This window comes from Micromonospora sp. NPDC051006, assembly GCF_044456245.1.
Classification (GTDB): Bacteria; Actinomycetota; Actinomycetes; order Mycobacteriales; family Micromonosporaceae; genus Micromonospora.
Window position 1 is genome coordinate 133,189 of the sequence record NZ_JBITFP010000012.1, and the last position, 18,622, is coordinate 151,810.

The window sequence follows — 18,622 nt, forward strand, 5'->3', positions numbered from 1 at the left end:
TGATCAAGAGGTTTGCGTCAGGATCCGGCCGGGATCTGACGCAAACCTCTTGATCACCGGGAACGGGGGCGGGGGGGGTGGGAGGGGTCAGGAGGCTTCGACGATCATGCCGGCGCCGACGGTGCGGTTGGTGGTCTCGTCGATGACGACGAATCCGCCGGTGGTGCGGTTGCGGCGATATTCGTCGGCCAGCAGCGGGACGGTGGTCCGCAGCCGCACCCGGCCGATCTCGTTGAGGCGCAGCTCGCCCGCCGACTCGTCGCGGTGCAGCGAGTTGATGTCCAACCGGTAGTGCAGGCCGCGCACGATCGCCCGGGCCGAACGGGTGGTGTGCTTGATCGCGTACTTGCCGCCCACCTGCAACGGGCGGGTCTCGTCCATCCAGCAGATCATGGCCTCGATGTCCTGGGCCACCGCTGGCGCGTTGTTCGGCCGGCAGATCAGGTCGCCTCGGGAGATGTCGATCTCGTCGGCCAGCCGTACCGTCACCGACATCGGCGGGAACGCCTCGGCGACCGGCCCGTCGGCGGTCTCCACCGCGGCGATCCGGCTGGTGAACCCGGACGGCAGCACCATCACCTCGTCACCCGGCTTCAGCACGCCCGAGGCGACCTGGCCGGCGTACCCGCGGTAGTCGGTGACCGTGGTCGACTGCGGACGGATCACGTACTGCACCGGGAAGCGGACGTCGACCAGGTTGCGGTCCGAGGCGATGTGCACCCGCTCCAGGTGGTGAAGCAGCGACGGCCCCTCGTACCAGGGCATGTTCGCCGAGCGGCTGACGATGTTGTCGCCCTTCAGCGCGGAGACCGGCACCACGGTCAGGTCGGGCACCTCGAGCTTCGCGGCGAAGGCGGTGAACTCGTCGGCGATCCGCTCGAAGACCTCCTGCGAGTAGTCGACCAGGTCCATCTTGTTGACGCAGAGCACCAGGTGCGGCACCCGCAGCAGCGAGCAGAGGAACGCGTGCCGGCGGGACTGCTCCACCAACCCCTTGCGGGCGTCCACCAGGATCAGCGCCAGGTCGGCCGTCGAGGCGCCGGTGACCATGTTCCGGGTGTACTGGATGTGCCCGGGGGTGTCGGCGATGATGAACTTCCGCCGTGGGGTGGCGAAGTACCGGTACGCCACGTCGATGGTGATGCCCTGCTCCCGCTCCGCCCGCAGGCCGTCGGTGAGCAGCGCCAGGTTGGTGTACTCGTCGCCGCGCGCCGCGCTGACCGCCTCGACCGCGGCCAACTGGTCGGTGAAGAGCGACTTGGTGTCGTAGAGCAGCCGCCCGATCAGCGTGGACTTGCCGTCGTCCACGCTGCCCGCGGTGGCGAACCGGAGCAGGTCCATCGGCCGCGCCTCCGGTGCGGCGCCGGCAGCCGGGGTGTCCGTTGCGTCCGCGCCGGCCGGCGCGACGGTCTCGGCGGTCATCAGAAGTAGCCCTCCCGCTTGCGGTCCTCCATGGCGGCCTCACTGACCCGGTCGTCACCGCGGGTCGCGCCACGCTCGGTGAGCCGGGTCGCCGCCACCTCCTCGATGACCTTCTCCACCGTGTCGGCGTCGGAGCGCACGGCCGCGGTGAGGGACGCGTCGCCCACCGTGCGGTAGCGCACCCGCGCCTTGAACCGCTCCTCGCCGGCCCGCGGGCGGAAGTACTCGTTGACCGCGTAGAGCATCCCGTCGCGGTCGATCACCTCACGCTCGTGCGCGTAGTAGATCGACGGCAGCGCGATCCGCTCCCGGGCGATGTAGTGCCAGACGTCCAGCTCGGTCCAGTTGGAGAGCGGGAAGACCCGGATCGACTCGCCCGGGTGGTGCCGGCCGTTGTAGAGCGACCAGAGCTCCGGGCGCTGGTTCTTCGGGTCCCACTGGCCGAACTCGTCGCGGAAGCTGAACACCCGCTCCTTGGCCCGGGCCTTCTCCTCGTCCCGACGGGCGCCGCCGAAGAGCGCGTCGAAGCGGTGCTTCTCGACCGCGTCGAGCAGCACCGGGGTCTGGATGCGGTTGCGCGTCCCGTCGGCCGGCTCGCGCACCAGGCCACTCGTCAGGGCCTCGGGCACGCTCGCCACCACCAGCTGCAACCCCAGCTCGGCGACGCGCCGGTCGCGGTACTCCATGACCTCGGGGAAGTTGTGCCCGGTGTCGACGTGCATCACCGGAAAGGGGATGTTCGCCGGGGCGAACGCCTTCTGCGCCAGCCGGAGCATCACGATCGAGTCCTTGCCGCCGGAGAAGAGCAGCACCGGACGCTCCATCTCGGCCACCACCTCGCGCATCACGAAGATGCTCTCCGCCTCCAGGGCGGCCAGGTGCGAGACCTGGTAGGCGGCGGGGGCGGTCACGACCGGGCCTCGAATCGCTCGCTCATCCGGTTTCCAGACCTTTCAGGTCGGGGAAGTCAAGAAGTGCCTCAGGCTACCCGGAATGGCGCTGCAACGCTGCAAGCAGCCGGGGGGCGAGATCCTTGCGGCAGACCAACAGGTCGGGCAGGCGCGGATCCGCTTCGTTGTATTTCAGCGCAGAACCATCGATCCGGGAAGCGTGCAGTCCGGTGGCCGTCGCCACAGCCACCGGCGCCGCCGAGTCCCACTCGTACTGCCCGCCGGCGTGGATGTACGCGTCCACCTCGCCGGTCACGACGGCGGCGATCTTCGCGCCGGCCGAACCCATCGGCACCAGGTGCGCCCCCACATCCTCGGCCAGGTCGGTGAGGAACACCGGGGGACGGCTCCGGCTCGCCGCGAGTCGGATGATCCGCCCGCCGGCGGTCGCCGCCTCCAACGTCATCGGCGGGTACGCTGGCGGATAGTCGGTGCCGAGCACCCGGTGCTGCGCGGGCAACCCCACCGCGCCGGCGATCAGTCCGTGCGGGCTCGGCGCGGTGCGGGCCCAGAGCGCCACGTGCACCGCCCAGTCCGTCCGCCCGTCCTCGGCGAACTCCCGGGTGCCGTCGAGCGGGTCGACGATCCACACCCGGTCCGCGGTCAACCGGGACACCGCCCCGGCGTTCACCTCCGCCGCCCAGGCCAGCCGCGACCCCTCGTCCTCCTCGGAGAGCACCGCGTCGCCCGGGCGCCACTTGGCCAGCTCGGTGCGGATCAGGTCGTGCGAGACCTTGTCCCCGGCCGACTTCAGCGCCCCCGGGTCGGCGAAGCCCATCTCCGCGCGCAGCCCGAGCAGCGCCTGCCCGGCCCGGCCCGCCAGCCAGCGGGCGAACGCGCCGTCGATCATCGGAGGACTGCCCATGACTACCGCTCCCGTCGCCTCGCCACGGCCCGGGTCGTCCGCCGGACCGTCCCGCCGCGACCCGCGTCGCCGGTCGCGCCACGCCGAAAGGCGCAGACTACCGGCCCGGTGCGCCCGATCCGGTGTGCCCCGCCCGGTGTCAGCCGCCGTGGTACAGGTTCTGCGTCGGCTCCACGCCCCGGGCGATGACCGACTCCACCACATCGGCCGCCCGGTCCACCAGGAACTCCAACTCCTTGCGCTCGACCGCGCCGAAATCCGACAGTACGTAGTCCGCCGGATCCTGCCGGCCCGGCGGCCGGCCGATGCCGAACCGGACCCGCACGTACTCCTTGGTGCCGAGCGACTTCGACATCGAGCGCAGCCCGTTGTGCCCGCCCTCGCCGCCGCCGCACTTCACCCGCACCTGCCCGTAGCCGATGTCCAGCTCGTCGTGCACCGCGATCACCTGACCCGGGGCCACCTTGTAGAACTGGGCCAACGCGGCCACCGGCCCGCCGGAGAGGTTCATGTAGGTCAGCGGCTTCACCAGCACCAGTCGGGGCCCGCCGAAGCCCAGCCGCCCCTCGGCGACCTCCGCCACGGCGCGCCGGTGCCGGCCGAACTTCGCGCCGACCCGCCCGGCCAACAGGTCAGCCACCAGGAAGCCGACGTTGTGCCGGTTACCGGCGTACTCCCGGCCCGGGTTGCCCAGACCGACCACCAGCCACGGCCCTGCCTCGTCCGTCACGACCCGCCCTTCCCGCCGTCGAACTCACCCGATACGCCGACAGGCGCCCCCGAACGCTCGGGGACGCCTGTCGCACGGTACGAACCGATCAGGCCTCGGTACGGGCCTCGGTGTTCTCGGCGCCCTCGGCGGCCGGGGCGGCGTCCGCGCCCTCGGAGCCCTCGGTGACCTCGCCGACCTCGGCCTCGGCCTCCTCGGTGGCCTCCTCGACCTCGGGCAGCGTCGCCTCGAGCTGCTCGGCGGTCGGCGCGGCGGTCACCGCGGCGACCGGCAGCTCCTGGTCGACGGCCAGCTCGACGCCGGACGGCAGCGTCACGTCGCCGGCGGTCACCTGGGAGCCCGCCTCCAGGCCCTCGATCGAGGCCTCCAGGTGGTCGGGGACCTTGGTGGCGTCGGCGGTCACCGAGAGGGTGTCGTGGTCGTGCACGATCAGGGTGTCCTTCGCGGCCTCGCCGGTCAGCTGGACCGGGACCTCGACGGTGACCTTCTCGCCCCGGCGGACCAGCAGCAGGTCCACGTGCTCGAAGGTGTCCTTGATCGGGTCACGCTGGATCGCCTTCGGCAGCGCCAGCACCTGGGTGCCGTCGGTGATGTCGATCGCGAACAGCTGGTTGGCGCCACCCTTGCGGATCGCGGCCGCGAACTCACGGGACGGCAGCGCGATGTGCTTGGGCTTCTCGCCGTGGCCGTACAGCACGGCGGGCACCTTGCCGGCCCGGCGGGTACGACGGGCACCACCCTTGCCGAACTCGGTACGGGGCTCGGCGCTGATCTTTACCTCGGACACGGCGAAACTCCTGATGCTTTTTGCGCGGCGGCTTGTCGACTTGCGGTGCTGGGGCGAGGGGCTCGCTGGGGCTCATGCGTCATGAACGACTGCCCGGAGCACCGCGTCGATGACGGTGCCTCCGTGCGGCGCTTCGTCAGCGGCCCGCAGGGCACCCTCGCCGTGGCAACCGCACCAGTCTACCCGAGGGAATTCCCGACTCTCCGCCAGTCCCCACATCGCCGTTCCCGCCGGTGCTCGGCACCGGCGGGAACGGCGGAAAAGGTCAGCTCAGGCCACCGAAGAGGGTGGTCACCGAGCCGTCGTCGAAGACCTCTCGGATCGCCCGGGCCAGCAGCGGCGCGATCGACAGCACGGTGATCTTGTCGAGCTGCTTCTCGGGTGGCAGCGGCAGCGTGTTGGTGACCACGACCTCGCTGATCGGGCTGTTCTTCAACCGCTCCGTCGCCGGGTCCGAGAGCAGCGCGTGGGTGGACGCGACGATCACGTCGGCCGCGCCGGACTCCTTGAGGATGTCCGCCGCCCGGCAGATCGTGCCGCCGGTGTCGATCATGTCGTCGACGATCAGGCAGACCCGACCCTCCACGTCGCCGACGACCCGGTTCGCCACCACCTGGTTCGGCTTCATCGGGTCCCGGGTCTTGTGGATGAACGCCAGCGGGCAGCCGCCGAGCCGGTCGGTCCACCGCTCGGCCACCCGCACCCGGCCCGAATCGGGTGCCACCACGGTCATCGGCCGGCCGGCGTACTTGTGCTCCACGTACTCGGCGAGGATGTCCATCGCGAAGAGGTGGTCGACGGGGCCGTCGAAGAAGCCCTGGATCTGCGCGGTGTGCAGGTCGACGGTGAGGATGCGGTTGGCCCCGGCCGTCTTCAACAGGTCGGCGATCAGCCGGGCCGAGATCGGCTCCCGGCCGCGGTGCTTCTTGTCCTGCCGCGCGTACGGGTAGAACGGCAGTACCACGGTGATCCGCTTGGCCGACCCGCGCTTCAGCGCGTCGATCATGATCAGGGTCTCCATGACCCAGGTGTTCACCCCGTGCGTGACGGACTGCACCACGAAGGCGTCCGAACCACGCACCGAGTCCCTGAACCGTACGAAGATCTCGCCGTTGGCGAACTCGTACGCGTCGGCCGGCGTCGGCGCGACGCCGAGCACCTCACCGATCTCCTTGGCCAACTCCGGAAAACCACGCCCGGTGAAGAGCATCAGACTCTTGCGGTTTTCGGCGACGATGCTGCCCATGGGCCCGTCTGCTCCCGTTGGTCGGTGTGACCCGGCACTGCACGGTGGTGGTGGGCCGGGACTATTCGGTTGCAGTATCTCCCGTGGCGGACGCACCGCCCACCGTCTCGGCATCCCCGTGGATTGCCTCACTGTCACTTGCCAGCCGTGCCCCGTCCGGCGCACCCTCGGCGGCCCGCAGGGCCCGCTCGGCCGCGGCCGCCGAGACCGTTCCCGGCCGCTTGCGAGCCACCCAGCCCTCGACGTTGCGCTGCGACGCCCGGGTCACGCCCAGCGCCCCCGGCGGTACGTCCTGGGTGATCGCGCTCCCGGCCGCCACGTAGGCCCCGGCGCCCACCTCGACCGGGGCGATCAGGCTGGTGTCGCAGCCGATGAACGCCCCCTCGCCGACGATGGTCCGGTTCTTGTTCACCCCGTCGTAGTTCACCACGATCGTCGCCGCGCCGATGTTCGCCTTCGCCCCGATCGTCGCGTCGCCCACGTACGACAGGTGTGGCACCTTCGCACCCGGGCCGACCTCGGAGTTCTTCACCTCGACGAACGTGCCGACCTTCGACTTCTCGGCGAGCCGCGCGTCCGGCCGCAGGTAGGCGTACGGGCCCACGCTGGCGCCCGGGCCGACCTCGGCGCCCACCGCGTGGCTGCGCAGCACGGTCGCGCCGGCGCCGACCACCGTGTCGATCAGCGTCACGTCCGGGCCGACGACCGCGCCGGTGCCGACCACCGTGCCGCCGCGCAGCTGGGTGTTCTGGTCGATCACGGCGTCCCGGTCCAGTGCCACGGTCACGTCGATCCAGGTGGTCTCCGGGTCGAGCAGGCTCACCCCGGTACGCATCCAGCCCTCGTTGATCCGGTCACGCAGCAGCCGGCGCAGCGCCGCCAGCTCGACCCGGTCGTTGCAGCCCAGCGTCTCCACGTGGTCCGCCGCGACGTGCACGGTCACCGGCTCGCCCGCCGAGCCGAGCAGGCCGAAGACGTCGGTCAGGTACTCCTCGCCCTGGTCGTTGTCGGTGGAGAGCTTGCCCAGCGCGTTGCGCAGCCGCGCCACGTCGAACGCGTAGATGCCGGCGTTGATCTCCCGGATGGCGCGTTGCGTCGCGGTGGCGTCCCGCTCCTCGACGATCTGCTCCAACTGGCCGTCGGCGGCCCGGACGATCCGACCGAGGCCGGTCGGGTCGGGCACCTCCGCGGCGAGCACCGTGGCCGCCGCGCCGGCCTGCTCGTGGGCCTGCACGAGAGCGCTCACCGTCTCCGGGCGGAGCAGCGGCACGTCTCCGTTGATCACGATCACGGTGCCGGTGGCGTCCGGCACGGCGTCCAGCGCGATGCGTACCGCGTGACCGGTGCCGAGCTGCTCGGCCTGGAGCACTCCGGTGGCGTCCGGGGCGATCTCGGCGAGGTGCGCGCGGACCTGGTCCGCGCCGTGGCCGACCACCACCACGGTGCGATCCGCGGCCAGCGGCCCCGCCGCGCTCAGCACGTGGCCGAGCAGCGTACGACCGAGCAGCGGGTGCAGCACCTTGGGCAGCGCCGACTTCATCCGCTTGCCCTCACCGGCGGCGAGCACGACAACGGTGCGGGGGTGAGGCTGGGACACGACGTGGGCTCCCGTCGGCAGGCGGACACTCTCGCGGCCATGCTAACCAGAGGGTGTGGGGGGATTGTCCGATACCCCGTGCGCGGGAAGTCCTGAGAAAGCTCGGCCGCCAGGATTCGAACCTGAAACTCAAGAGCCAAAATCTTGGGTGTTGCCAATTACACCACGGCCGATCAGCGACGCGAGAAGTCTGCCGCCCGCGGGTCTGGGTCGCCCCGCCGCTACACCTTAGCGTCCCGGCCCGGCGGCGCCATCGCTCATTCCCACCATGATCCCTCCGCGTCCCGCACCCCGGGCGGACAGCGTTTCGGCGGCGCCGCCGATCTCATCCGTGCGGAACGGGTTTACGCAGCTCAGCCGCGGGCTAGCCGGGTACGACGAAGCTGCTTCGCGAACTTCCCCGTGCGATCTACGGTCCCGTAAGTTACGGTGACGTAGGCGTAGCTTCGTTGATCTTCCCCTTCCCCTCTTCCTGCGAGGTGCCATGACGACCGCTCTGCTCGAACCCAAGGCTCCCGGACCAAAGCCGCTCACCGAAGGCTCTCAGTCACCCGGCATCCTGGTCGCCCTCTGGGCGTTCGTGGTGATCCCCTTCGTGGCCCTGATCGCCGCCATCCCGATGGCCTGGGGTGGCTGGCTGAGCTGGACCGACGTCGGCATCGCCGGTTTCTGGTACGTGATCTCGGGGCTCGGCATCACGGTCGGCTACCACCGCTACTTCACCCACGGCTCGTTCAAGGCCAAGCGCTGGCTGCGGGTCGCGCTGGCGGTCTCCGGCTCGTTCGCGGCACAGGGCGACATCATCCAGTGGGTCGCCGACCACCGCCGCCACCACGCCTTCTCCGATCTGGAGGGCGACCCGCACTCGCCGTGGCGGTTCGGCGAGAGCGTCTGGGGCCTGACCCGTGGCCTGTTCCACGCGCACGTGGGCTGGCTCTTCGGCAGGGAACTCTCCAACCGGGAGCGCTTCGCGCCGGATCTGATGGCCGACAAGGACATCAGCCGGGTCGCCAAGCTCTTCCCGGCGCTGGTGGCAGCCTCGGTGCTCGGCCCGGCGCTGATGGGCGGCCTGCTGACCTGGTCCTGGCAGGGTGCGCTGACCGCGCTCTTCTGGGGCGGCCTGGTCCGCATCGCGCTGCTGCACCACGTGACCTGGTCGATCAACTCGGTCTGCCATGTCTACGGCGAGCGCCCGTTCGTCATGCGCCAGGGCGACCGGGCGGCCAACTTCTGGCCGCTGGCGATCCTGTCCTTCGGCGAGAGCTGGCACAACCTGCACCACGCCGACCCGACCTCGGCCCGGCACGGCGTGCTGCGCGGCCAGGTGGACATCTCGGCCCGGGTGATCTGGTTCTTCGAGAAGATCGGCTCGGCGTACGACGTCCGCTGGCCGAAGCCGGAGCGGGTCGCGGCGAAGATGGTCGAGCCGGCGGCCAGGTAATCCGGGCGATGGCGCTGGAGGTTACCTGGCAGTATGGCCAGGTGACCGAACCAGGCGGGGGGCGCGCCGGAGGGTCCGGCGGTACAGGGGCCGGGCCCGCGGCGGACACGGTCGGGTGGCGCGACAGCGCCGTCCGACCGAACGCCAGTGAGGCGGCGACGTGAGCGGGCACAGCGGAGACACCATCCCACGGCAGGGCGTCACCGAGCGCCAGCGAGGTGACGAGATGCCGGATGTCCCAGGCAATGACAGTGGCACGGGCCAACGACGGGCGGTACCCGCGGCGGGCGGCAAGCGCGCCTCGCGGGTACGCATGCCGGCGGCCCAGCGCCGCGAGCAACTGATTTTGATCGGTCGGCAACTCTTCGCCGAGCGCGGGTTCGACGCCACCTCCATCGAGGAGGTGGCGGCCCGGGCAAAGGTCTCCAAGCCGGTGGTCTACGAGCACTTCGGCGGCAAGGAGGGGCTCTACGCGGTGGTGGTGGACCGGGAGGTCCGGGCGCTGCTGGACCGGATCACCACGGCGCTGACCGCCGGCCACCCGCGGGAGTTGCTGGAGCAGGCCGCGATGGCCCTGCTGGGCTACATCGAGGAGGAGACCAGCGGCTTCCGGGTGCTGGTCCGCGAGTCGCCGCTGATGTCGGCGACGGGCAACTTCAGCAGCGTGCTCAACGACATCGCCCACCAGGTCGAACACATCCTTGGCGCGGAGTACAAGAGCCGCGGCTACGACCCGAAGCTCGCCGAGCTCTACGCCCAGGCGCTGGTCGGCATGGTGGCGTTGACCGGCCGGTGGTGGCTGGAGGTCCGCAAGCCGCGCAAGGAGACGGTGGCGGCGCACCTGGTCAACCTGGCCTGGAACGGACTGTCCCACCTGGAGTCGAAGCCGGGGCTGATCACCTCCCGGCCGCGCTGAGCCCAGCGGGTCAGCGGGTGTGCGCCTCGGAGACCGGGTGCTTGCGGTTGTTCCGCTCCGCCTCGGCATGCTCCGGCGGGCCGACCTTGTCGTAGAGGCCGGTGCCGAGCAGCACCAGGCCGAAGAGCATCGAGACGATGACCGTCGACATCGAGAAGTTCAGGAAGTTCGCCTCGGTCTGCAGCACGGACATCATCAGGATGCTGGTGACCAGGAAGATCGTCCCGGCGGTCAGATTCATGTAGTGGCCGAGGTTGCTACGTCGCGAGGCGCCGACCAACAGGACGACGCCGAACACCACCGAGGCCAGCGAGAACGCCAGGTTGGTGCGCAGACCGAGCACCCAGTGGCTGTCGCGACCGAAGAGCGGGCTCCCGGCGGTCTCCGCGACCCCCCAGACGCCGAAGACCAGGATGTAGAGCCCGATGAGCCCGGAGAGGATCCGGTAGATCGGCCGCGCCGGATGGTTCACCGGAAAGTGCGGCATGGTGCCCTCCTCCGCCCGAGATGACCTTTTCCGGAGGATTGTCACCCGAATCCGTGGAGGATGTGCGGCAAACGGGTTTCGCCGGAGCCCGAGTGGCCGGTGGTCGGGGACGACCACCGGAGGCACAGCTCGGACCCCGGCGAAACCGGAGCGCGATCGACGAGCTCAGAGCACCAGGCGAGCCTTCTGCCAGGCCTCCTTCTCGTCGTCGGTGCCGACCTTGCCGTACATGCCGACCATCAGCAGGACCAGACCGACCGTCATGACCACGATGACCGTGGCGATGCTGAAGTTGAAGATGTTCGCGTCGGTCCGGATGAAGGCGAGCCCGCCGAGGCTGACCACCATGAGGAGGTACGCCAGCCACTGGTTGATCACCACGTCGACGTTGCGGCCGAGCGCGGTGCCGGCCAGCACGATCAGGCCGAGCAGGACGCTGAGCAGCGAGAAGCCGAGATTCGTCCCCTGACCAAGGATCTGGGTGTCGTCCTGGGCGAAGAACTCGCCGCCAGCGCTCGCGATGCTGCCGAGCACACCGAAGACCACCAGGTACAGACCGGTCAGCCCGCCGATCGCCCGGTAGATCGGCCGCGCGGGGTGGTTGACGGGGGTGTGGGCCATGTCAGAGTCTCCAACGCCGTTCGGGTGAGGGTCGCCGACGATTCTCCCGCATGTCGGGGTGTGACGCCGCACACGGGCCCCCTGCCTGACCAGCCCGGCAACCGTCAGTCCGCCGGCAGCTCCTCGGCCAGGGTCAGCCACGTCTCCTCGGTGCGCTCCCGCTCGGCGCGTACGTCCTTGAGCTGGCCGTCCAGCTCGGCGACCCGCGCGTAGTCGGTGGCGTTCGCGGCGAGCTGGTCGAGCAACGCCGCCTCACGCTGGTCCAACTTGCTGATCTGCCGCTCCAGCCGGGTCAGTTCCTTGCGGGCCTGCCGCACCTCGGCGGCGGACATGCCGGTACGGGCCGGCGCCTCCGGCGAGGCCGCCGGGACCGCTTCGGCGCGGGCGGACCCGGGCCGGGACGCGGCGCGGCTCAGGTACTCGTCCACCCCGCCGGGCAGATGCACCAGCCGGCCGTCACCGAACATGCCGTACACGGAATCGGTGACCCGCTCGATCAGGTAGCGGTCGTGGCTGGCCACGATCACCGTGCCGGGCCACGAGTCGAGCAGATCCTCGAGCGCGGCGAGGGTGTCGGTGTCCAGGTCGTTGGTGGGCTCGTCGAAGAGGAGCACGTTCGGCTCAGCGGCGAGCAGCCGGAGCATCTGCAGCCGGCGGCGCTCGCCACCGGAGAGGTCGCTGACCGGGGTCCAGAGCCGCCGGTCGTCGAAGCCGAAGACCTCGGCGAGCTGGGCGGCCGAGATCTCCCGGTCGCCGAGCTGCACCCGCCGGGCCACCTCCTCGACCGCCTCCAGCACGCGCAGCTGGCCGGGCAGCTCGGCCAGTTCCTGGGAGAGGAACGCGGGCCGCACGGTGGAGCCGGTGACGAACCGGCCGCCGTGCGAATGGGTGACGCCGGCGAGCATCCGCAGCAGGGTGGTCTTGCCGGCGCCGTTGGCGCCCAGGATGGCGATCCGATCGCCGGGGCCGACCTGCCAGCTGACGTCGTGCAGGATCTCCTTCGGGCCGGCGTGCAGGGTGACCTGCTCCAGGTCGTACACCTGCTTGCCGAGCCGGGCGGTGGCGAGCCGTTGCAGCGACATGGTGTCCCGCGCCGGCGGCACGTCGGCGATCAGCGCGTTGGCCGCGTCGATGCGGAACCGCGGCTTGGAGGTCCGGGCCGGCGGGCCCCGCCGCAGCCAGGCGATCTCCTTGCGGAGCAGGTTCTGCCGGCGGGCCTCGGTGGCCGCGGCGACCCGCTCGCGCTCGACCCGGGCGAGCGTCCAGGCGGCGAAGCCCCCCTCGTACGCCCGGACGGTCTGGTCGGCGACCTCCCAGGTGGTGGTGCAGACGGCGTCGAGGAACCAGCGGTCGTGGGTGACCACGACGAGCGCGCCCTTGCGACCGAGCAGGTGCCGGGCCAGCCAGTCCACGCCGCCCACGTCGAGGTGGTTCGTGGGCTCGTCGAGGATGAGCAGGTCGGAGTCGCGGACCAGCAGCGCGGCGAGAGCCACCCGGCGGCGCTCGCCGCCGGACATCGGGCCGACCGGCTGATCGAGGCCGAGGTGGGGCATGCCGAGGCCGTCGAGGATGGCCCGCACCCCCGCGTCGCCGGCCCACTCGTGCTCGGCGCCCATGCTCTCGTCGAGCCACTCGGTGCCGAGCACCACGTCCCGGACGGTGGCGTCCGGGGCGAGGGTGAGGTTCTGCGGCAGCCAGGCGACCCGCAGGTCCCGGCGGTGCGTGACGCGGCCGTCGTCCGGCTCCTCGGTGCGGGTGAGCAGCCGGAGCAGGGTCGACTTACCGGCGCCGTTGAGGCCGACGACGCCGATCCGGTCGGCGTCGTCGAGGCCGAGCGAGACGTCGGTGAGCAGCGGCCCGGCGGCCCCGTAGCCCTTGGACACGCGGTCCAGGTTGACGATGTTGGCCACGACCTACCTTCCATGATCAAAGCGTCCCGGTGCCGGCTGGCACGGGACGCCTGGCCTCCCAGCGTACGCGGACGCCCCGCGCGCCGGCACGGCCGCCGCCCGGGTGTCCGCTGTCCGGGTCGGCGTCGTGGCGGCGCCCCGAGCCGGCGGAAGCCCGCCCCGGCCATGGCCGGACCGACCACGCCGCCGCGGGCGAGGGTCGACCGCGTCGCGGAGCCTGGTGAGGATCCTGCCCGCCTCGGCACACCGCCGATCGGCACCGGCGGAGCCTCAGACGACCCGGGCGCCCGCCATCGGCCCGTGGGCGACCCGGACCTCGCGGCACACCTCGGCCGCGGTGAGCTCGGCGGCGATCCGCCCGGCGTGCGCCTCGTCGGCGGCGAGGAAGACGCAGGTCGGCCCGGAGCCGGAGACGAGGCCGGCCAGCGCGCCGGCCGCCTCGCCGGCCTTCAGGGTGTCGGCGAGCGCGGGACGCATGGCGAGCGCAGCGTCCTGCAGGTCGTTGCCGAGGGCGGCGGCGAGCACCCGCGGATCGCGCTGCCGCAACGCGGCGAGCAACCGGTCGGTGCTGCCCAGCGGCGGTCCGGCGGTGCCGGCCTCGCGGAGCCGGTCGAGTTCGGCGTAGGCGGCCGGGGTGGAGAGACCGCCGTCGGCGATGCCGACCACCCAGTGCCAGGAGGTGGGGCGGGCCAGCACCGGGCTGACCGCCTCGCCCCGCCCGGTGCCGAGTGCGGTGCCGCCGTGGATGAGGAACGGCACGTCCGAGCCGAGGTCGGCGGCGATGCCGGCCAGCTCGTCGCGGGAGAGCCCGGTGCCCCACAGCGCGTCGCAGGCGACCAGGGCGGCGGCCGCGTCAGCGCTGCCACCGGCCAGCCCGCCGGCGAGCGGGATCTGCTTGCGCAGGTGCAGCCGGGCGTGCGGGAGCACGCCTGCGTAACCGGCGAGCGCGTGCGCGGCCCGGATCACCAGGTTGGAGTCGTCCAGGGCCAACTCCCCGGCGCCCTCGCCCTCCATGGTCAGCGTGAGGGTGTCGCCCCGGCGGGCCGTGAGCTCGTCGTGGATGGAGATGGCGTGGTAGACGGTGTTCAGCTCGTGGTAGCCGTCGCGGCGCAGCGGCCCCACCCCGAGGTGCAGGTTGACCTTGGCGGGCACCCGGACCTTCACCGGGCCGCTGGCCCCGCGCCGCTCGTCGTCCGGTCGCCAGGCCTCGGTCACGGGGTGACGTCCCACAGCCGCAGGCGGATGTCGAACGGCTTCTCCACGATCAGCTCCTCGGCGGCGTCGGCGGCCGGCCCCTGCCGACCCCCGACCAGGTCGTACGCGTACACGGGCAGCGGATGCTGCGCGTCCTCGGCGGGCACCGCGCCAGCCTACTGCCCGCTGGGCGCGGCGGCCGGAGCCGACGCGGCGATCGCGGCGAACTGCTCGACGGTCAACGACTCGCCGCGGGCACCCGGGTCCACACCGGCCGCGACGAGCGCGGCGGCGGCCCGGTCCGCGCCGCCCGCCCAGCCGGCAAGGGCCGCCCGGAGGGTCTTGCGGCGCTGGGCGAATGCCGCGTCCACCACCGAGAAGACCCGCTCCCGGGGAACCTCGGGGCGGGGCGGTTCCCGCCGGGTGAAGGCGACCAGGCCGGAGTCGACGTTCGGCACCGGCCAGAAGACGTTCGGCGGCACCTTGCCGGCGGCCCGGGACCGGGCGTACCAGGCGAGCTTGACCGATGGGATGCCGTACACCTTCGAGCCGGGGCCGGCGACCAGCCGGTCGGCGACCTCCTTCTGCACCATCACCAGGCCGTGCCGCAGGCTGGGCAGCTCGGCGAGCAGGTGCAGCACCACCGGCACGGCGACGTTGTACGGCAGGTTGGCGACCAGCGCGGTCGGGGTGGGGTCGCCGAGCTGGGCGGCGGTGATCCGCAGCGCGTCGGCGCGGTGCACGGTGAGCCGGTCGGCGTCCGGGCCGGCGTGCCGGGCCGCGGTCTCCGGCAGCGCCCCGGCGAGCACCGGGTCGATCTCCACGGCGTGCACGTGCGCGGCGACCGGCAGCAGGGCCAGGGTGAGCGAGCCGAGCCCGGGGCCGACCTCCACCGCCACGTCGTCCGGGGTGAGCCCGGCCGTGGTCACGATCCGCCGCACCGTGTTCGGGTCGTGCACGAAGTTCTGGCCGAGCTTCTTGGTGGGCGCGACGCCCAGCCGGGCGGCCAGCTCCCGGATCTCCGCCGGGCCGAGGAGACCGGTCATGGCAGCAGCGTAGGCCGGCCGACCGGCAGACCTCGCGCGCACCCCGGGCCCGGTCCACGCCGGGTCAGGCCGGTCACCACGGCCCGAAGACCCGCTCGCCGGTGGCGGAGATGGCGGCGCAGAGTTCGTCGAGGTCCGCGCCGGTGGTGGCGGCGAGCGACCGGACGGTCAACGGGATGAGGTACGACGCGTTGGGCCGCCCCCGGTGCGGCATCGGGGTGAGATAGGGCGCGTCGGTCTCCACCAGGATCTGGTCGAGCGGGGTCAGCGCGGCGGCCTCGCGTAGCGCGGCGGCGCTGCCGAAGGTGACCGTGCCGGCGAAGCTGAGCAGGTGGCCCCGACGTACGCACTCGGCGGCGAAGTCGGCGTCGCCGGAGAAGCAGTGCAGCACCACGGTCTCCGGCGCGCCCTCGTCGTCGAGGATGCGCAGCACGTCGGCGTGCGCGTCCCGGTCGTGGATGACCAGCGCCTTGCGGTACCGCTTGGCGATGGCGATGTGGGCCCGGAAGCTCGCCTCCTGGGCGGCGCGCCCCTCGTCGCCGGTGCGGAAGAAGTCCATGCCGGTCTCGCCGATGCCGCGGACCCGGTCCCGGGCGGCGAGCGCCTCGATCTCGCGCAGCGCCTCGTCGAGGTCGGGCAGGCGGGGGGCCTCGTTCGGGTGCAGCGCCACGGTGGCCAGCACCGCCGGGTACTTCTCGGCGGTCTCGGCACCCCAGCGCGACGAGGCGACGTCCACCCCGACCTGCACCAGCCGGTCGACCCCGACCTGCGCGGCGACCGCGACGGCCGCCGCGACCGGGTCGTCGGCGGAACCGCCGCCGGGGACGCCGGCCTCGCTGACCGTGATGTCCAGGTGGGTGTGGCTGTCGAGCACCGGGCGGGGCAGCGGCTCGGGCGCGGGCGGGAACTCGCCGGCCCGCCGGGCCGCCCGGGCGCGGCGCGATTCAGCGGGCCCGGTCATCTGTTCGGTTGGCTCGGTCATCCACCAAAGGATCACACACTGGCCGGTCCACCTGCCCGTCACCCGCAGTTCACCTTGACTACTCAGGGCGACTCTACGGTCGCCAGGTGAGCGAGCGAGCCGGCAGGCCGGCATGAGCGTCACTCCTCAGGCCAGCGGCGATGCCGGCGAGCGGACCGGGCTGCGGGTGGCGTACGGCGGCGGCGTCTACCCGGCGGAGGAGATCGCCCGGGGCGCCGCGTACGAGCTGTTCAGCGCCGACGAGGTGGCCGGTTTCGAGTGGGCGCCCCGAACCGGCTCGGCCCTGCCCTGGCGCCGCTTCGTGCACGTCACCGAGGTGACCGCGGTGCACGGCGCAGCGGAACCGGCCGAGGATCCGGACACCCCAGTGATGATGCCGGCGCACCGGGAGCGGGGCTGGGCGCAGCTGCACCAGCTCAGCCAGCGGCCGGACGCGGCCGGCGACCCGATGCTCACCGCGGCGCGCAGCTCGGCGGTGATCCGGCGGGGCACCCGAATGGTGAAGGTGCTCTCCCCGCGCCAGCTCGCCGGGTACGTGCGCGGTTGGCTGCCGCACGGCTTCTGCTACCGGGAGCACGACGTCGCGCACCTGCGTACGCCGGCGGCCACGACGCTGCTGCGGACCGACGGCGAGGTGAGCCGGGACGGCCTGGACGTGGCGTACGCGCTGCGCTGGCGGGCCTCCGACCCGGGCGACTACGACGTGCCGGTGGGCGAGGCGCACCGGGGGCTGAGCACGTTGCCGCCCCGGGACCGGCTGGGCGCGCCGGTGCTGGGCACCGGCTTCGTACCCAGCAACAGCCAACTGATCCCGGAGTTCGTCACCCGGGACTTCGCCGACCTGCCGATGCCGGCGAACGCCACCCTGCTCGCCTATCCGGCGGAGGGGGTGGAGGTGGTGCTCTACAGCTACCAGGCGGAGCAGCGGGGCTGGCTGCGGATGGTCGGACCGCAGTGGCGGCATCTGCTCGCCGCGGTGCCCGGCCTCTCTCCCGACCAGGAGTACGTGCCGACCGGCGACGCGCCGCGCTCCACCCAGCTGGTGGGGGCGTACGCCGGCAGCGAGTACGAGGCGGTCGCCGACCTGCCCGGCGGTTTCCGGGTGCTGGCGATGACCCGGGCGGCCCGCTACCCGGTCGAGACGGTGGCCCGCCGGCTGCGCTACGCGCACTGGCGCGGGGTGCCCTGCCTGGTGCTGCGCGAGGAGGCGGGCTGGCTGCGGCTGCGGCTGTGCCGGCCCGATCCCGAGACGGTCGCGACCACCGCTGCCCAGTGCCACGACCGGGGCGTCTACGAGACGTGGGCACCGGGGGCAGAGGTGACGGACGACCAGGTCACGGACCTTCCGTACACGTTGTAGGCGGCGGTCGGCGGAACGGCGGCGACCGGCCGGTGCCGCATATCAACGGTTGGGACGGGAATGCGCCGGGCGAGGAGACAACCGAGCCCGACATCAGGAGAAGAGCATGCCGTTCATCACCGTGGGTACGGAAAACTCCGCGCCCATCGACCTGTACTACGAGGATCACGGCTCCGGTCAGCCGATCGTCCTGATCCACGGCTTCCCGTTCAACGGGGCGACCTGGGAGAAGGAAGCCATTCCGCTGCTCAACGCTGGATATCGGGTGATCACCTACGATCGTCGCGGTTACGGCAACTCGGCGCAGCCGACCATGGGGTACGACTACGACACCTTCGCCGCCGACCTGGACGTCCTGATGACCGAGCTGGACCTGCGCAACGCGGTCCTGGTCGGCCACTCCATGGGCACCGGCGAGGTGACCCGCTACCTCGGCGCGTACGGCTCGGAGCGGGTGAGCCAGGCGGTGCTGCTGTCCCCGCTGGCGCCGTTCCTGCTGCAGACCGCGGACAACCCGGAGGGCGTTCCGAAGAGCCTCTTCGACGGCTTCCAGCAGGCGATCATCCAAGATCGGTTCGCCTACCTCACCCAGTTCTGCGATGCCTTCTTCAACTACAGCGAGAACAAGGGCAAGTGGGTCAGCGAGGAGGCGTACCGGGCGCACTGGGAGATCGGCGCACGCGCCTCGGCGAAGGGCACCCACGACTCCGTGGACGCCTGGCTGAGCGACTTCCGGGGTGACCTGCCGCAGATCGACGTGCCGGTGCTGATCGTGCAGGGCGACAAGGACAACGTGCTGCCGTATGCGAAGACCGGGCAGCGGCTGCAGCCGATGCTCGCCGGCAGCCAGTTGGTCACCCTGAAGGGCGCGCCGCACGGCATTCCGTGGACGCACCCCACCGAGGTCAACAAGGCGATCATGGACTTCATCGGCGCGCCTTCGATGGCCCGCGCCTGACGCCGACTCCCGTCCGGCGCCCGGTGCGGGCGCCGGACGGGTGGTCCGTCGGCCACGCGGCCGGCCGAGAAAGGTCGCGGCCCCGGGGATGCCCCGGGGCCGCTTCGTCG

18 protein-coding genes and 1 tRNA gene are annotated in these 18,622 nt (G+C 72.0%); 4 read left to right on the forward strand and 15 right to left on the reverse strand.

The window, feature by feature from the left end; translation table 11 throughout:
- Window positions 1-87: 87 nt before the first annotated feature.
- From cysN to ACIBBA_RS19815, 8 genes are all read right to left on the reverse strand, one after another.
- The gene (gene cysN / locus ACIBBA_RS19780) at window positions 88-1,422 is read right to left on the reverse strand and encodes a sulfate adenylyltransferase subunit CysN (RefSeq protein ID WP_396699070.1); all 1,335 of its coding nucleotides are present in this window, start codon (window positions 1,420-1,422) and stop codon (window positions 88-90) included.
- Window positions 1,422-2,333, reverse strand: a complete 912-nt coding sequence (gene cysD, locus ACIBBA_RS19785; protein ID WP_350867484.1) for a sulfate adenylyltransferase subunit CysD — start codon at window positions 2,331-2,333, stop codon at window positions 1,422-1,424. Before cysD ends, cysN begins: the two co-directional genes overlap by 1 nt.
- Window positions 2,334-2,406: 73 nt before the next feature.
- Window positions 2,407-3,237, reverse strand: coding sequence for an inositol monophosphatase family protein (locus tag ACIBBA_RS19790; protein WP_350867486.1), 831 nt, complete (start codon window positions 3,235-3,237; stop codon window positions 2,407-2,409).
- A 139-nt stretch (window positions 3,238-3,376) separates the two neighbouring features.
- Window positions 3,377-3,967 (reverse strand): aminoacyl-tRNA hydrolase, encoded by a 591-nt coding sequence (gene pth / locus ACIBBA_RS19795; protein ID WP_396699073.1) that lies wholly within the window; start codon window positions 3,965-3,967, stop codon window positions 3,377-3,379.
- Window positions 3,968-4,055: 88 nt separating this feature from the next.
- Window positions 4,056-4,754 carry a 50S ribosomal protein L25/general stress protein Ctc gene (locus ACIBBA_RS19800; RefSeq protein ID WP_357048268.1) on the reverse strand — a complete coding sequence of 233 codons (699 nt, stop codon included), beginning with the start codon at window positions 4,752-4,754 and terminating at the stop codon, window positions 4,056-4,058.
- Window positions 4,755-5,019: 265 nt separating this feature from the next.
- Window positions 5,020-6,000, reverse strand: coding sequence for a ribose-phosphate diphosphokinase (locus ACIBBA_RS19805; RefSeq protein ID WP_350867491.1), 981 nt, complete (start codon window positions 5,998-6,000; stop codon window positions 5,020-5,022).
- A gap of 61 nt (window positions 6,001-6,061) precedes the next feature.
- A complete protein-coding gene (glmU, locus tag ACIBBA_RS19810; RefSeq protein WP_396699075.1) occupies window positions 6,062-7,597 on the reverse strand; it encodes a bifunctional UDP-N-acetylglucosamine diphosphorylase/glucosamine-1-phosphate N-acetyltransferase GlmU in 1,536 nt (511 codons plus the stop codon).
- 101 nt (window positions 7,598-7,698) lie between these two features.
- A tRNA-Gln gene (locus ACIBBA_RS19815) sits at window positions 7,699-7,770 on the reverse strand.
- 311 nt (window positions 7,771-8,081) lie between these two features.
- Here ACIBBA_RS19815 and ACIBBA_RS19820 point away from each other — a divergent pair.
- Together ACIBBA_RS19820 and ACIBBA_RS19825 are read left to right on the forward strand one after the other, a co-directional pair.
- A complete protein-coding gene (locus ACIBBA_RS19820; RefSeq protein WP_396699077.1) occupies window positions 8,082-9,038 on the forward strand; it encodes an acyl-CoA desaturase in 957 nt (318 codons plus the stop codon).
- 226 nt (window positions 9,039-9,264) lie between these two features.
- Window positions 9,265-9,954, forward strand: coding sequence for a TetR family transcriptional regulator (locus ACIBBA_RS19825; RefSeq protein ID WP_396699079.1), 690 nt, complete (start codon window positions 9,265-9,267; stop codon window positions 9,952-9,954).
- 10 nt (window positions 9,955-9,964) lie between these two features.
- Here the strand turns inward: ACIBBA_RS19825 and ACIBBA_RS19830 are convergent, their stop codons facing one another.
- From ACIBBA_RS19830 to ACIBBA_RS19860, 7 genes are all read right to left on the reverse strand, one after another.
- Window positions 9,965-10,441, reverse strand: coding sequence for a DUF4383 domain-containing protein (locus ACIBBA_RS19830; RefSeq protein ID WP_396699081.1), 477 nt, complete (start codon window positions 10,439-10,441; stop codon window positions 9,965-9,967).
- A gap of 165 nt (window positions 10,442-10,606) precedes the next feature.
- Window positions 10,607-11,062 carry a DUF4383 domain-containing protein gene (locus ACIBBA_RS19835; protein ID WP_396699083.1) on the reverse strand — a complete coding sequence of 152 codons (456 nt, stop codon included), beginning with the start codon at window positions 11,060-11,062 and terminating at the stop codon, window positions 10,607-10,609.
- A 104-nt stretch (window positions 11,063-11,166) separates the two neighbouring features.
- Complete coding sequence (locus tag ACIBBA_RS19840) at window positions 11,167-12,972, reverse strand: ABC-F family ATP-binding cassette domain-containing protein (RefSeq protein ID WP_396699085.1); 1,806 nt, start codon at window positions 12,970-12,972, stop codon at window positions 11,167-11,169.
- Between the two features lie 270 nt (window positions 12,973-13,242).
- On the reverse strand, window positions 13,243-14,187 hold the full coding sequence (locus ACIBBA_RS19845; RefSeq protein ID WP_396699087.1) for a 4-(cytidine 5'-diphospho)-2-C-methyl-D-erythritol kinase: 945 nt from the start codon (window positions 14,185-14,187) through the stop codon (window positions 13,243-13,245).
- Window positions 14,184-14,333 (reverse strand): hypothetical protein, encoded by a 150-nt coding sequence (locus ACIBBA_RS19850; RefSeq protein WP_396699089.1) that lies wholly within the window; start codon window positions 14,331-14,333, stop codon window positions 14,184-14,186. The genes ACIBBA_RS19845 and ACIBBA_RS19850 overlap by 4 nt, the downstream gene beginning before the upstream one ends.
- 9 nt (window positions 14,334-14,342) lie before the next feature.
- Window positions 14,343-15,212: a 16S rRNA (adenine(1518)-N(6)/adenine(1519)-N(6))-dimethyltransferase RsmA gene (rsmA, locus tag ACIBBA_RS19855; RefSeq protein WP_396699091.1), complete on the reverse strand. Its 870-nt coding sequence runs from the start codon at window positions 15,210-15,212 to the stop codon at window positions 14,343-14,345.
- 73 nt (window positions 15,213-15,285) lie between these two features.
- Entirely contained in the window at window positions 15,286-16,194 is a 909-nt protein-coding gene (locus ACIBBA_RS19860; RefSeq protein ID WP_396699093.1) for a TatD family hydrolase, read from the reverse strand.
- Between the two features lie 112 nt (window positions 16,195-16,306).
- Between ACIBBA_RS19860 and ACIBBA_RS19865 the strand changes: the two genes are divergently transcribed.
- Window positions 16,307-17,554, forward strand: coding sequence for a hypothetical protein (locus ACIBBA_RS19865; protein ID WP_396699095.1), 1,248 nt, complete (start codon window positions 16,307-16,309; stop codon window positions 17,552-17,554).
- A 106-nt stretch (window positions 17,555-17,660) separates the two neighbouring features.
- Complete coding sequence (locus ACIBBA_RS19870; protein ID WP_396699097.1) at window positions 17,661-18,512, forward strand: alpha/beta fold hydrolase; 852 nt, start codon at window positions 17,661-17,663, stop codon at window positions 18,510-18,512.
- Window positions 18,513-18,622 lie beyond the last annotated feature (110 nt).

Excerpts from the sequence above, each read along its gene's own strand:
- cysN (WP_396699070.1), bottom strand. The coding sequence starts at position 1,422 with ATGACCGCCGAGACCGTCGCGCCGGCCGGCGCGGACGCAACGGACACC.
- ACIBBA_RS19790 (WP_350867486.1), bottom strand. The coding sequence starts at position 3,237 with ATGGGCAGTCCTCCGATGATCGACGGCGCGTTCGCCCGCTGGCTGGCG.
- ACIBBA_RS19805 (WP_350867491.1), bottom strand. The coding sequence starts at position 6,000 with ATGGGCAGCATCGTCGCCGAAAACCGCAAGAGTCTGATGCTCTTCACC.
- ACIBBA_RS19820 (WP_396699077.1), top strand. The coding sequence starts at position 8,082 with ATGACGACCGCTCTGCTCGAACCCAAGGCTCCCGGACCAAAGCCGCTC.
- ACIBBA_RS19825 (WP_396699079.1), top strand. The coding sequence starts at position 9,265 with ATGCCGGATGTCCCAGGCAATGACAGTGGCACGGGCCAACGACGGGCG.
- ACIBBA_RS19830 (WP_396699081.1), bottom strand. The coding sequence starts at position 10,441 with ATGCCGCACTTTCCGGTGAACCATCCGGCGCGGCCGATCTACCGGATC.
- ACIBBA_RS19835 (WP_396699083.1), bottom strand. The coding sequence starts at position 11,062 with ATGGCCCACACCCCCGTCAACCACCCCGCGCGGCCGATCTACCGGGCG.
- rsmA (WP_396699091.1), bottom strand. The coding sequence starts at position 15,212 with ATGACCGGTCTCCTCGGCCCGGCGGAGATCCGGGAGCTGGCCGCCCGG.
- ACIBBA_RS19860 (WP_396699093.1), bottom strand. The coding sequence starts at position 16,194 with ATGACCGAGCCAACCGAACAGATGACCGGGCCCGCTGAATCGCGCCGC.
- ACIBBA_RS19865 (WP_396699095.1), top strand. The coding sequence starts at position 16,307 with ATGAGCGTCACTCCTCAGGCCAGCGGCGATGCCGGCGAGCGGACCGGG.
- ACIBBA_RS19870 (WP_396699097.1), top strand. The coding sequence starts at position 17,661 with ATGCCGTTCATCACCGTGGGTACGGAAAACTCCGCGCCCATCGACCTG.